This window comes from uncultured Brachyspira sp. (assembly GCF_944390845.1).
In the GTDB taxonomy this organism is placed as follows: Bacteria; Spirochaetota; Brachyspiria; order Brachyspirales; family Brachyspiraceae; genus Brachyspira; species Brachyspira pulli.
Window position 1 is genome coordinate 1 of record NZ_CALXRM010000076.1, and the last position, 14,318, is coordinate 14,318.

14 protein-coding genes and 1 pseudogene are annotated in these 14,318 nt (G+C 26.7%); 5 read left to right on the top strand and 10 right to left on the bottom strand.

The annotated features are described in order from the left end of the window. The first annotated feature begins 178 nt into the window (after positions 1-178). Both Q0K52_RS12560 and ruvC read left to right on the top strand, forming a co-directional pair. On the top strand, positions 179-922 hold the full coding sequence (locus Q0K52_RS12560) for a YebC/PmpR family DNA-binding transcriptional regulator (RefSeq protein WP_297299927.1): 744 nt from the start codon (positions 179-181) through the stop codon (positions 920-922). Positions 923-941: 19 nt separating this feature from the next. After that, positions 942-1,415, top strand: coding sequence for a crossover junction endodeoxyribonuclease RuvC (gene ruvC, locus Q0K52_RS12565; RefSeq protein ID WP_297299929.1), 474 nt, complete (start codon positions 942-944; stop codon positions 1,413-1,415). Positions 1,416-2,093: 678 nt separating this feature from the next. On the opposite strand, the gene lgt is transcribed toward ruvC, so the two are convergent. The 4 genes from lgt to Q0K52_RS12585 form a co-directional block, all read right to left on the bottom strand. Next, complete coding sequence (lgt, locus tag Q0K52_RS12570) at positions 2,094-3,035, bottom strand: prolipoprotein diacylglyceryl transferase (protein ID WP_297299931.1); 942 nt, start codon at positions 3,033-3,035, stop codon at positions 2,094-2,096. A gap of 173 nt (positions 3,036-3,208) precedes the next feature. Continuing rightward, positions 3,209-3,769 carry a geranyl transferase gene (locus Q0K52_RS12575; protein ID WP_297299933.1) on the bottom strand — a complete coding sequence of 187 codons (561 nt, stop codon included), beginning with the start codon at positions 3,767-3,769 and terminating at the stop codon, positions 3,209-3,211. A 23-nt stretch (positions 3,770-3,792) separates the two neighbouring features. Next, positions 3,793-5,046: an AAA family ATPase gene (locus Q0K52_RS12580; RefSeq protein ID WP_297299935.1), complete on the bottom strand. Its 1,254-nt coding sequence runs from the start codon at positions 5,044-5,046 to the stop codon at positions 3,793-3,795. 295 nt (positions 5,047-5,341) lie between these two features. Further along, on the bottom strand, positions 5,342-6,010 hold the full coding sequence (locus Q0K52_RS12585) for a hypothetical protein (protein WP_297299936.1): 669 nt from the start codon (positions 6,008-6,010) through the stop codon (positions 5,342-5,344). Positions 6,011-6,298: 288 nt separating this feature from the next. On the opposite strand from Q0K52_RS12585, the gene Q0K52_RS12590 reads away from it, so the two are divergent. Further along, positions 6,299-6,583 carry a hypothetical protein gene (locus Q0K52_RS12590; protein ID WP_297299938.1) on the top strand — a complete coding sequence of 95 codons (285 nt, stop codon included), beginning with the start codon at positions 6,299-6,301 and terminating at the stop codon, positions 6,581-6,583. Positions 6,584-6,608: 25 nt separating this feature from the next. Beyond that, positions 6,609-7,934 carry a tetratricopeptide repeat protein gene (locus tag Q0K52_RS12595; protein ID WP_297299940.1) on the top strand — a complete coding sequence of 442 codons (1,326 nt, stop codon included), beginning with the start codon at positions 6,609-6,611 and terminating at the stop codon, positions 7,932-7,934. 78 nt (positions 7,935-8,012) lie between these two features. Here the strand turns inward: Q0K52_RS12595 and Q0K52_RS12600 are convergent, their stop codons facing one another. From Q0K52_RS12600 to galE, 3 genes are all read right to left on the bottom strand, one after another. Then, on the bottom strand, positions 8,013-9,173 hold the full coding sequence (locus Q0K52_RS12600) for an AIPR family protein (RefSeq protein WP_297299942.1): 1,161 nt from the start codon (positions 9,171-9,173) through the stop codon (positions 8,013-8,015). Between the two features lie 134 nt (positions 9,174-9,307). Then, positions 9,308-9,466, bottom strand: coding sequence for a hypothetical protein (locus Q0K52_RS12605; RefSeq protein WP_297299944.1), 159 nt, complete (start codon positions 9,464-9,466; stop codon positions 9,308-9,310). A gap of 386 nt (positions 9,467-9,852) precedes the next feature. Beyond that, positions 9,853-10,845 carry a UDP-glucose 4-epimerase GalE gene (gene galE, locus Q0K52_RS12610; RefSeq protein WP_297299946.1) on the bottom strand — a complete coding sequence of 331 codons (993 nt, stop codon included), beginning with the start codon at positions 10,843-10,845 and terminating at the stop codon, positions 9,853-9,855. A gap of 277 nt (positions 10,846-11,122) precedes the next feature. Here galE and Q0K52_RS12615 point away from each other — a divergent pair, with 277 nt between their 5' ends. Continuing rightward, positions 11,123-11,797, top strand: a complete 675-nt coding sequence (locus Q0K52_RS12615; RefSeq protein WP_297299948.1) for a hypothetical protein — start codon at positions 11,123-11,125, stop codon at positions 11,795-11,797. A gap of 271 nt (positions 11,798-12,068) precedes the next feature. Here the strand turns inward: Q0K52_RS12615 and map are convergent, their stop codons facing one another. The 3 genes and pseudogenes from map to Q0K52_RS12630 all read right to left on the bottom strand — a co-directional run. Further along, positions 12,069-12,860 carry a type I methionyl aminopeptidase gene (map, locus tag Q0K52_RS12620; RefSeq protein WP_297299950.1) on the bottom strand — a complete coding sequence of 264 codons (792 nt, stop codon included), beginning with the start codon at positions 12,858-12,860 and terminating at the stop codon, positions 12,069-12,071. A gap of 14 nt (positions 12,861-12,874) precedes the next feature. Continuing rightward, positions 12,875-13,138 (bottom strand): hypothetical protein, encoded by a 264-nt coding sequence (locus Q0K52_RS12625; protein WP_297299952.1) that lies wholly within the window; start codon positions 13,136-13,138, stop codon positions 12,875-12,877. 28 nt (positions 13,139-13,166) lie between these two features. Further along, a pseudogene (locus Q0K52_RS12630) lies at positions 13,167-14,318 on the bottom strand (AAA family ATPase); the annotation flags it as partial.

Here is a 14,318-nt window from a genome sequence, read left to right on the forward strand (position 1 = left end):
TTTAAATTATGATACACCTATGTTATACTTCAAAAAGATAAGGAATACTTAAATGCAATATGTCTAGCACCCATGCATTTTTAATAATTTTAAAAAGTTGACAATAGTTATATATTGATATATAATAAGTGCGAATTTAATAATCTATAAATAAAAATCCAATAAATAGAGGTGTAATATGTCAGGACACTCCAAGTGGGCTAGTATTAAACATAAAAAAGCTGCAAACGATTCAAAAAAAGGTAAAATTTGGTCAAAAATAGCAAAAGAAATAACAATTGCAGTAAAAGAGGGTGGCAGCCCAGACCCAGATCAGAATGCAAGATTAAGAATGGTTATAGTTAAGGCAAAAGGTACTAACATGCCTAATGATAATATAGATAGAGCTATCAAAAGAGGTGCTGGTGCTGGAGAAGGTGCTAATATCGAAGAAATGTCTTATGAAGGTTATGCTCCAGGCGGCGTAGCTATTATCGTAGACGTTGCAACAGATAATAAAAACAGAACTGCTGCTGAAATAAGATCTATTTTCAGTAAAAATGGCGGTAACTTAGCAGAAAACGGTGCTGTTTCTTGGCAGTTTAAGAAAAAAGCTGTTGTAATGATACCTGCTGCTGGAAATACTGAAGAAAGTTTAATGGACATAGTTTTAGATGCTGGTGCTGAAGATATTGAGCAAGATGAAGAAGTATTCACTATCACTGGACCTATGGAATCATTATCTTCTATAGTTGATGCTTTAAAAGCTAAAGGTATTGAGCCTGAAAGTGCTGAGATAGTACGTGTTGCTGATAACACTATGACTATAGCTGAAAGTGATGCTAAAAAAGTTATGAAAATAATTGGTCTTTTTGAAGATCATGATGACGTTTCTGCAGTAGCTACTAACTTAGAAATTACTGATAACTTAATAGAAGAATAATAATATTTTATCATAATAAATGATAACTTTAGGAATAGACCCAGGATTTGCTAGATGCGGTTATGCTTTTATTGAAGCTAAAAATTCCGTATACAAAATAGTGAATTCTGGGCTTATTGAAACCTTTCAAAATCAAGAATATAATCAAAGACTTTCCTTCATCTATACTGAACTAGATAATCTAATAAAAAAATATAAACCTGATAATGCTGCTATAGAAGAATTATTCTTTTCAAAAAATACAAAAACTGCTATAAAAGTTGCCGAAGCTAGGGGCGTTATAATACTTGCATTAACTCTTAACAATATTGAGTTTACAGAGTACAAGCCTAAAGAGGTAAAATCTCAGATAACAGGCAATGGAAATGCCAATAAAGATGCTATGATGAAAATGGTTAATTTATTTACTGGTTCAAATATTATTCAAGACGATACTGCTGATGCTGTGGCTATTGCTTTAGCTCATGCTTCAAGAAATAGAATTTTCAAATAGTTTTTGCTTTATTCTAATTCCCTCCCTTTTATCTTTATTATTTTTATTAGGTATTTTTATTCAATTTATTTATAACACCTTAACAAAAATTATAGATCCCACCCAAGATTTTTTTAAATTTGCTGTCTATTCACCGCACGCAGGATAAAATTATAAATGTAAATGAATTAATAATAATATTTTCATTATATAGAAAGTGCCATTTACCGTGCGTTAAATAAATTCTAAATTTAATTAATACTTGGGCGGGTGCTGAAAATTCTAATTAAAGCAGCAAAATAAATAAAAGTTAAAATATAAAAATAAAGCAATTAAGAATAAAGGGCGGGGTATGTGAATAAAGTTTTAAAACTTAATTACATTTGCCCACCCTATAGGCTTTTTAATTTTTTCTGATATTTTTATATGATTTTTCTTTTAAACTTTCAATAGTTATTTTAGCTGCCCACCCAAGATTTTTTTAAATTTGCTGTCTATTCACCGCACGCAGAATGAAGTTTATTAATATGAATCAATTAGTAATAGCATAATAATTATATAAAAGATTTCGTTTACCGTGCGTTGAAGAAATTTTATTAATTAATTTTGATTATTTATTTTAATTTAATGTGCATAAAAATAAAAGCCTAATATGTTTTACCATACTAGGCTTTATTATTAAATTAATTTCTAATTAATTTATTTCTTTTTATTCTTTTTGACTTCTTTTGTATTTACTTCAAGTGCAGGATTATAATCTTTTCTTGTATAAATATAAACAAGCATAACAATACCGATTAACATCATAGGCATAGAATAAATAGCACCTGCTGTAATTGGGCCTACAGTCCATTCTGTAATATCTCTTGCGAACTGTTCTATTAAAGTTCTGAAAAGTCCGTAAAGGAAAATCCAAACCCAAAGCCTTGTACCAGGTCTTATTTTTTTATTCTTCTCACTTAAATATCCTATTAAAAAAGATACCAAAGCAAGAACAATACCTTCAAGAAATGCTTCGTATAATTGTGAAGGGTGTCTTAATTCTGTATATGGTCTTATTGCTGGAAACATTGAAGCCCATCTATCATAACCGCCTACAGCATCATATAATGGAAATTTCATTCCTAAAAAAGAATCTGTAACTCTTCCGTAAAGCTCAGCATTCATAAAGTTTCCAATTCTTCCAAAGAATAAGCATAAACTAGCAGGAAGTGTGCCGTTATCTGTGATATTATAAAAATCATATTTATACTTTTTGCTGAATATAAATAATGCTATAAACATTCCTATAAATCCGCCATGAAATGACATTCCAGCGAAACCAGTAAAAGTAAATCCATTATCAAGATTAATACCTATTATTTCCCAAGGTGTCAAAAAACTTTTTGGCGAATAGAAAAGAAAATAACCTATTCTGGCACCTACTATAGCACCAACTGCGGCATAGAATACCATGTCATATATACCGCCGTTTTTTTCATCAAGATTGAATTTTATCCAGCCTCTTTTTTTAACAAAATATAGAATTATGCATGAAGTTAGAATACCAACTATATACATAAGTCCGTACCATCTTATAGCACCTAATATTGGTATGCTAGGCGGAAATACATAAGGAGTAAAAAATTCAGGATATGTCATATATTTTCCTTAAAATTATTTTTTTATTGCTAATGAAAAAATTATTTGCTTTTTAATGTATTTAAAAAAACTTTATGCTAACAATTTTTATATATAGCTTATAATTATTATTTTTTTAATATAGGATAATACATTGAAATTATTAATCTATCAAGTGCCAAATATTAAGAATATCATTTATCAAACATATTAACAAAGTTATTTTTAAACTCATTTTCACTGTAAAAATTAATGTCTTTTAATATGAAGCCTTTTAATTTTAGTACTCCTCCGTATAATTTACTTTTCTTATTTGCTCTTTTCTGAAAATGATTATTAAAACTTAATTTGCCATGTTTTTTGATATTATAAATCAATATATATTCAATGCTTGATTTTGAAAATTCAACTATACTGTTTATATATTTGCATCCGTCATTATATTTTATATCTGATAATATAAATAAACTGTCATATATTTTTGTTTTTATATTATCTTCCTCTATTTTACCATTTTTAAACTCTAAAAAATATAAATGAGTATTATCCATAATATATAGGGCATCATTAGAAGCAGGCGTATAATTCAAATATTTTTCATCTTTATAACACTTTGCCGCCTTATCAAAATTAATGACTGATAATTTACTATCTGTCATATAATAATTATTATCATCATCAGAGGAAGTGTTTTCCAGAGTATCTATATTATTTTTTAATATATCAGGCAGGGAGTCTATTATATCTTGTTTCATAATAAAAATTACTTTATAAAAAATTATTCATTAAAACTATTTTGCAAATCTTCCAGCTTCTCTATAGGCTGAGCCATTATATTGTATATATCTTCTATGCTGTCATTTACCAATTTAAAAACAGAATATTTATTTTCTATGTCTGCCAAATAATAATTAGTTTTTTCCTGCATACCATGTAATTTAGAATACATTTCTATAGCTTCTAAAAAATAAGGGCTATGAGTTGTTATTAAAATGTATATATTAAACTCTTTTTGTAATAGCACTATTATTTCAGCATATAAAAGCTGCCACTTTGGGTGAAGATGTATTTCGGGTTCATCTAATATTAATATATCATCTTCTTTTAATGCATTTCTTTCCAAAAGCATTTTTATAATGGCAAAAGATTTTAACCCTGCTGATAGATTATGTACAGATATAGGCTCATAGAAAAAATCTTCTTCCAAGTAAAATTCTTCATCTTTTTCTACAATTTTACCGTTTACTGCATTTGATAATTTATCATATATATTTTTTAATTTATCTTCGGCTAAAATTTTATCCAATGTATTAGATTTTTCTGGATAGAGAATATTGTTTATTAAATGTGATTCTTGTATAGACAAAGAATATGAATAATCATTTCTGTCAAAAATAAAAGGATTATCTATAAAATATGTATTTTTGTTATAATGATAATTTAAATTTGTTTCCATACATTTATCATCTTTGAATTTAAAATATAAGTCTAATATATTGATTTCTGATATGGTATTTCTTTCTATTCTGCTGTTTATTTGATTATTAAATATGTCATTAAAATATTCTTCTATTTTTTTATAACCTATTTTTTCATCTGGTATATTAAAATATTCTTCTATTTTTTCAGAAGCTTTTTTTATCAAATTAATAACATTTTTATTTTTTATATTAACATATTCTTTTAAGTAATCTATTAGAATATCATATATACTTTTTTTACTATTAATATAATCAGAGTATAAATTACCTGATATACCATTAAATGTACCATCTATTGATATCATATTTTCAGGTTTAAGAATTATATATTTTAATAGCAAATGATATAAATTAAACATTTCTTTTTGTACGGAATATTCTTTATCTGAAGATATTTCTTCTTCAATATTACTCAATGAATTAAAGCAAGAAAATAGAACTTTTCCTATTGTAGTTTTTCCTGCATTATTTTCGCCTGCTATTATGGTGATGCCGTCTATGTTTATTTCTGCTTCTTTTATTCTAGCGAAATTTTTTATAGTTAATTTCATTTATTTAGCCTTAAAAATAGTAAAAGTTTTTTTTATTATATCATTTAATAAATTTTTTTAAATGTTTATTTTTTGTTTAAAATATATATATAAATAATCATATTTTATAATTTATTAAATGTAAGATATTGTTAAGTTTTGTTTGAAATGTAATGTAAAACTAATTTGATTAAAAATGCAGTTTTTTTGGTTCTTTTATATCAATAAAAGAACTGGGGTGCGGGGCAAAGCCCTGCAAATATTAAAAAATTTATTTTTGATAAACTAAAATCATTTCAGTATATATTTTAAATATTTATTTTTTGTTTAGTATAGACAAAGACCTTTCAGCTTCCAATGATAAAATATTTTCTTCATTATTTATGAAAGTGTTTAATATGTTTTTAGATTTTTCAAGATTGAATGATGATAAGCAAGTGAGGCATTTCCATATAAGAATTTTATCATCTTCATATTTATCCATTAAATGTATTATGCATTTGAGATTATCATTATTTGAAAGAATTTGATTATAGAATACCATAAATCCAATAGCGTCAATAACTTCATGAATCTTTATTGAATCATCGCTTTTTAATACATCTAATAGCACAGGAAATATATTTATATTCATTTTTGATAAAGTTCTGGCTATTATATCCCTAGGCAAAGGATATGATTTTTTTAATGATACTTTCTTTGGTAATTTTTTATACTGATTATTACCTATTATACCAAGGTAGGCAGTCATTTTTACAGCAGTATCGATATTGCCTTTTTGTAAAGCTTCACATATTGCAATTTTAGTATATAAACTTTTCTCTTTTGATAATTGATGCAATAATTCATTACATACATTATCAGCAAAAGGTTTTAAATTTACTGCTGCTGATGTTCTTATTACTGGATCATCGCTATTTAAATAATCAACAATCCTTTCTATTGGTTTATCTCTAAGCAAATTGACATCATCATCTAAAGCCATACCCCTGTTTTTTATCTTATCTAAATCAGATTTCAAATCATGCTTCATATATACATAATATTAGATTTTTCATAAATATGCAAGGAAAATTATTTTAGTTAATCGATTTTGATATTTTTGTATACTATATATTAATATGTTTTCGCTAAATATTAATTGAATTTATACGATATATCTAGCAATATGGCGTAATTTTATTTTTAAATTTTAATAAATTTAGTTGAAAAAATAGAAAATTATTGCAAATTTTTCACTATATTCTATAATTTTATTAGAGGTATCAATCTTATGCTAGAAAAAGTAAAAGATTTTTATAAAACCAAGAAAATTTTATTTTTCGGTATAATTTTACTTTGGTTATTATTAACAGTAGGTGTTGGGATATTGATAGGTTCTTGTACTAAGCCAAAAGTTATACCATTAACACCTGAAGAAGAAAATTCAAAAGCCATTAATATTATTGAAGAAGACGATGAAAAAGTCTTAAAAGGGGAAATGCTTTCTACTAAAAACAATCTTAATTTTGAAGAATTAAGATACTCAAGAAATTACGTAGAAAGTCGAAAAAAATAATAATAAACTTTTAGGAGAGATGACTATGAGAGTTTTTGTATGTTCTAGTATGCTGCTTATGTTCACTATTTTCAGTGCTGCATTCGCTCAAGAAACAATTACAGTTCAGCCAGATGACAAAGTAGTAACTAACGCTTCTGCTCGTGTAAAAAGCGGTCCAGTAGAAAAAGATTTGGTAAAAAGTGTTGATCTATCTGAAAATACTCTTTTTTCTATCAAATTAAATGCTACAAACTTTGATAGATATATACGTATAACAAGCTATTCTACTAATTTAGACTTTGTTAGATTTACAAGAGATAAAACTAATGCTTTTCTTACTTTCAGAACTTTAACTCCTGGTGTAGGAAAACTTAATTTCCAAGTAGATAATGAAGAAAGCATTATAAGAAAATATTTCTATACTATCAGCGTTACTAATAGTCAAGGAATAGCATCAATGGAAACTAATGCTATATTAGATCCAGAAAATGATACTAATGATATGACTACTAACACTATGATGACTAATGAAGCTGCTACAAATATGGTAAATACTAATGAAACGGCTACTAATGTTATGATGACTAACGAAGCTGCTGCAAATACAGTAAATACTAATGAAACAATAAAAGCTCCTGCTACTAATGAGCAAAAAAATACAGCTTCTACTAATAATGCTCAAACATCAGCAGTAAAAAAAGAAAATACTCAAGCTAAAAAGCCTGTAGAATCTAATCCTGAAACTATAGCATTATTTAATTCTGCAGAAGAGCTTAAAAATATAAAAGATTATAACAATGCAGTTAATACTTACAGCAATGTTATAAGTCAATATCCTAAATCTAAATATTCTGTTTACAGCTATTTTAGAATAGGAGATATTTATAATCAGAAGAAAGATTATAACAATGCCTTTGATATGTATAAACAAGCATCTTCTTTAGATAATGCAAATAACAATGAAAAAGCTGCTGCTTTATATTCTATGGGTGTTGTAAGAAAATCTGAAAATAAACATGATGAAGCTATTGCTTATTTCAATGATGTTATGAATAAATATTCAAAAACTTCTATGTATGGAAATGCTGCTTATGAAGTTGCTGAAAGTTTAAAACAGCTTGGCAGAATATCTGATGCACGTCCTATATTAGAAAAATCATTAGAAGGAAATAATCAATTTGCTAAACGTGCTGATGCTATATTACTTTTAGCTGAAGTATATGAAAAAGGTGATAACAATACAAGAGATTTTGAAAAAGCATATAAAACTTATAATCAATATTTAGCTGAATATCCAACTTCTTCAAAAGCTAAATTTGCTAATGACAGAAAAAATTTCTTATCACGCAATGCAGTTAATTTGAGATAATCTATATTTTAATAAAGCAAATAATTAAATGACCCTTTAAGAATTAATTTTCTTGAAGGGTTTTTTTATATATAATTATTAATCAGCTGCCCAACGTGATTCAAAATCGCTTTTATCCATTTGTAAAGAATTATTAATTGAGTCTAAGAATTCCTTAGTAGATTTATTCCATTTTAAACTACTATACTGATTTTTTACTGCTGATCTAATATCTTTTAAAGAACCTTTAGCTTTACTCCAATTTTGAGGACTAAATACTCTATTATTGCTATTAGCATCTTCGAGAGCAGTTTCAAATGCTATATTTAAACATTGGGCTGTAAATTCTATTACAATATCAAGTAAATTATTATTTTTCAATTTTTCTAATGCTATATGAGGATTTGGTACTAAATCCTGCATTTTATTTACTTCACAAAATAATACAGAAATAGCATATAAATGATGAAATGGTATATATGCTTTCATAGCAAGTAAAGCCTCATTTAATCCTAAAGGATTTTTATTATTCCAATTTTTTAAAATGTTATCATACAATTCATGCAATGCTTGTATATTTTCTGGTTTGTATTCTCTATGAAATAATTGATCAAAATATTTATCAAAAATTTTACTTTCACTGTATGAAATAGTAGGTCTTTGAGAATGCCAAGCTATTAGCTGTTTTCCTAATAATGTTAAATCTACAATATGAGCAGTATTATATTTAAGCGGATCAGCTACTTCTCCACGTTTAGTAATAAAATATCCATCTGAAAAATACTGTTCATAATCTTTTTTCATCATAAGTACATTTTTATCATTACTTCTAAGATCCCTAGCTTTTACAGTACTTTGAGAATTAGTTGATGTACTAATATCATCAGCATATTCAGAATCATTTATCTCATAAAAACGGAACATTATATAAGCATTGGCAGCATCCCGTATTGATTGACTGCAGTTAAATATGGTATTTAATGATTGACAACCATTTACTACATTAAGTTCTTTTACACTTATAATACCATTATCAATATTTATTGATGAACAAATAGCAGTTATACCATTATGAAGGAAAAAAAATTTTTCAGGGTCGTTTTTTAATGTATGAGCTATACCTTTATTGACTTTATTATCCATACCCAAAGATTGACGTACATTTTTTCTAAACAAACTACCATCTTTAATACCAGGAATTTTAATACATTCTTTTAAAGGTATTGCTGCTATAACAGCTTTTTTATTACCTATATACAATTTCCATATACTTATTTGATTCAACACTAAAATTATGATTAATATAAGGTCTATTCATATTTAATGCTTCATCGTATCGAGTTTTTAAAATTTCGTTATCTACAACTATAAGATTGGCATTAAATCTATCATTTTCAGAAATGTTTTTTTGAAATATTTCTAAATCTTTTTTTTGCAGAATCTGTTAATTCAGATGTTGTAATTAATTCAAAACATATACTATAATCATCTTCAAGAGCAGATGCCATTTCAGTAATTTTAACTTTAAGTTTTTCATTAGCATTATTCTGCAATTCTTCTAAATTTTGAATTTGAATCCAGGATGATAATACTTCTCTTAAAGGTTCAGAATCTATATTTTCTTTTTCATAAAATTTTCCTTGAATAATGTAAATAGTTGAGTTTTGATTATTTATATAAACAGCATCTATTTGTTTATCACCGGCACCATCTGTAATACAATCTTTTGTTTCATATTCATCTAAATTAAATATGTTTCTAAGATACCATGCTATAAAACGCTGTCCATCATTAGGAAAAATGTTTGTATAATATTCTTGTGAAATATCTTATTTAATTTTATCATACATAATATGACTCCATAACTTCAATATAAAAAGAGGCTCTAAAAAATAGAACCTCTTTTCAATAATATAATAAATTTTATAAAATTTAAAAATTATCTGTCATTATAGCCATTTGGGTGATTTTTATGCCAATTCCAAGCTGTTTGTACTATAGTTTCTAATGAATCTATTGTTGGTGTCCAGCCTAGAACTTCTTTTGCTCTATTACTGCTTGCTATAAGTTCTGATGAATCGCCAGCTCTTCTAGGACAAACTTCTGCAGGTATTGGGTGACCTGTAACTTTTCTAGCTACTTCTATAACTTCTTTTACACTAAATCCATTTCCATTACCTAAATTACAAGCAACACTCTTTCCGCCGTTTTTTAGATAATTCATAGCAGCAATATGTGCCAAAGCTAAATCGCATACATGTATATAATCTCTTAAGCAAGTACCATCTCTTGTAGGGTAGTCATCACCGAATATTTTTATAGATTCTCTTTTTCCAAGCGGAACTTGAAGTATTAATGGTATTAAGTGTGATTCTGGTTTATGATCTTCTCCTATATGTCCGTCTGGGTGAGCACCTGAAGCATTAAAATATCTTAAAGCTACATAATTGAAATCATAAGCTTTTGTATACCAAGAAAGTATTTTTTCTAATGCTAATTTACTATCACCATAAGGGTTAGTAGGTTCTTTTCTGCAATCTTCTTCCAAAGGAATTTTTTCAGGTTCTCCATAAACTGCTGCTGTAGAAGAAAATATGAAATTTTTTACTTTTGCTTTGAGCATTGCATTAAGAAGATTAATTGAATTAGATATATTGTTATGATAATATTTAGCAGGATTTTGTACGCTTTCTCCTACTTCTATATAAGCACATAAATGCATTACTGAGTCTATATCATGACTTTTGAAAATCTTATCTAATAATTCACTATCACCTATATTGCCATGATAAAAATTCTTACAATCTTTAATAGCATCTTTATGTCCATACTCTAATGAATCGATTACAACAGTTTCTATATTCTGTTTTAAAAGTTCATTAACTACATGTGAGCCGATATAACCAGCTCCTCCGCATACTAAAACAGCCATTTTTAATACTCCAATTTTTAAAGTTTGATTATATCAATAAAGTATAATTCAATTACAAAAAAAGTCAAAGAAATATTAATTATTATTATGAATATTATATTTAAATTTAATTTTTTTTATAAAATAGGGTAATGGTATAAAATTATATAGATATGTTAACTAATATAACGTTATGTAAACTAAAATGCTAAAAAAATATTATATTATATACAATTTTTATTGATTTAAATTGATAAAACTATCATAATATATATATGAAATAAAATGGAGTTGAATCATGAAAAAAATCATAATGATTATTGTTTTTGTAAGTTGTGCAATATTATATTCTCAATATTATTCTATAGATGAGTGGTATTTAGTAGATAAAACAGATCCTATAACAGATGAAAAATCAATATCTATATTCATAAAAAAGCAGGAAGAGAACAGTTTGAACTTTAATACATTAATGATACAAATTAAAAAAGACTCTATTAATATAAATTTGTATACGCCTTCTCTTGTATTCAAACAAAGATTTAATGATGATGACAAAATAGATCTTATATATAGATTGGATAAAAATGTACCTAGAACAAATTCTTTAAATAAATATGGTGAAGGAGAATATTATTCATTAAATAATAATCAATCAGCTAGTCAGCAGAGTATTATATTATTAAAAGAATTATTATCTCATAATACTTTAGCAGTGAGAGCTGTAGAGAAAATAGATAATGCAAATCATACTTATACTTATGTATATGATTTAAATAGATTAAGAGAGCTTTTAAAAGATGCCAATCTTGATAATACAATATTAGAAAACAGTAAGGCAGAAATTGATGCTATAATAATGCAGGAAACAGAAAAGGCAAAGAAAGAAGAACCAATAGTGGAAACAGAAAAAACTAATCATAGAGAAAATATCTATATGATAGATGATATAAGTTACAATCCTACAATATAATATTGATTAAAAAAGCATTTTGTTTATAGCAAATTATATTATTTAACGCACGCTAAACAGCACTTTCCATATAATAAAAATGTTATTATTAATAATTAATATTTATAATTTCGTTTAACGTGCGTTATATATTTCTATAAATCTAAACACAACTTGGGCGGGTGCTATGAGTTCTTTTGAGATTATATAGAAGAATCAAATAAAAAATTCTAATAAAAAATAATAAAGATATAGGGTGGGGCAGAGATAATAAGTTAAAAAGTATTTTATATTATTTTATTCCAAGTATTTCTACACCTGTTTGAGTAATTAAAACAGTATGTTCAAAGTGTACGGCTAAAGAATAATCGGGAGTAGATAAAGTCCAGCCATCTTTTTCTTTTTCATATTGGTCAGCACCATTTGTAATCATTAATTCTAATGCTAAAACCATATTAGGCTCTAATAAAACATCATTGTTTGGGTGATAAAAATTAAATATATATGGAGCTTCATGATATTCATAGCCAACCCCATGACCTGTAAGAGATTTTATTACACTAAAACCGTATTCATTAACTTTATTTTCTACAGTTTTTCCATATTCGCTTAAAAGTACATTAGGTTTTAATTTATAAATACCATATTCAAGGGCTTTTCTGCAAACATCTATAAGTTTATATGCTCTATGATTAACAGAACCCATTCCTCCTTCTATTACTATAGTTCTGGCACAATCAGCGTAGTATCCATTATATTTTACTCCTACATCGACGCATACAGGTTCACCATGTACAAGTATTTTATTATTAGTAGGCCTTCCATGTGCTATTTCATTTCCGCTTGAAATACTTGTAGCAAAGCCGTAATCAGGAACTTCAAAATTAGCAGGATAGGCATTCTGTGATTTTATATATTTTTCTACTTCCTTATCAATTTTAGAAGCTCTTACTCCAGATATGCAAAGCTTAAAGGCTAAGTCTATAGAGTCTTGTGCTATTTTTGCCGCTTTTCTTATATTTTCTATAGCTTCTTCATCTTTAATTTTTGGCTTTACTATTTCTTTGTCTTCTTTTATGAACATTCTATTTTATTCCTTTATTTTAGGGATTTAGGAGTAAATATATATAAAAGAATAACTAATATAATAGCACCCAATATAGCAGATGATAAATTTATTTTTATATATTGTATATTATTGATTCTAGGCAAGTAATAAGAACCTAGTAATGCACCAGCAGTAGCAATAAGAAACATCATTACCCAGCCGCCGAATACTTTTATTTTAAGTATATTACCAAATATCAAACTAACAATGATACCTATAACTATAAATGCTGATACTACTATAATATATTCCATCTATTTTTTATAACCTCTTAATTATTTTTTAATTGGCAGAAAGTCCTATAAAGAATGATTTTAATCCGCCTTCATCGTTTTCTACCGGAACGAATATCATATGTGATATATTTTCTCTATCCTTAGAGTCAAATTTAGTTTTTAAAGAATCAGAAGAAAATGGATCTGATACATATAAAGTTTTTTTATGAGCTAAAATTTTCTTAAATAAAGCTTCATTTTCAGTAATATTTAATTTATTTTTTGTAGAATCAGATATATTTTGAGATTCTGTTATATTATAGCTTCCATCTTCTTGTCTTGTAAGCATAGCAGCATGTAATATATCTAGTCCTGACTGTTCTTTTACCCAATCAAGCATATCGTTCATATTTTTATTAACAAATTTTTTACCTTTAAGAGCTTTTAACACATTTTTCCAGCCAGCAGTCATATTTTCTTTTACTTTTTCTTCTGCTTCTCTATAATAATCATCTGGGATTTTAGGCACTTCTTCAGGATCATATAAGTCTTTATCTATTAAATCTTCTGTATCAAAACTGTCTTTTTCATTTGCAGGCTTAATTACTTCTCCATCATCATAATCTTCTGCAAAACTGTGTGATAAAGAAGAATTTTCTGAGTTGCTATTTTCTTCATCATCATAATCACCAAGTAAGAAATCTCTGTTAAGTGAGAAGTTAAAAGCATCGCTTGAAGAGAAATACTCCTCTTCTTTTTTTGCAATTTCATCTTCTAAAATAGAACCATGACTTATCAAAATATCCCCCTCATCATCTATTATATCATCAATACCTTTGATAATTTCTTCATTGTTTTTATTTTTTTCTTCAGAATTATCAATAGTTTCTTCTAATTCATCTTCATCTGTATTATTATCAATGTTTTCTCCATTAGATTCATTATTATCATGTATATCTTCTAAATTTTCAATAGTGTCCTCATCATTTTCTTCGTTATTTTCCCCGAGAACATCGTCTAGGCTAGGAATATCTTCTAAATCATCAATAGTATCTTCAATGTTACTATCTTCATCTTCTTTATTTTCTTCTTGTTCTTCGTTATTCTCCTCCTCATTTTCACCAAGAACATCGTCTAGGCTAGGAATATCTTCTAAATCATCAATAGTATCTTCGATGTTGCTGTCTTCATCTTCTTTATTTTCTTCTTGTTCTTCGTT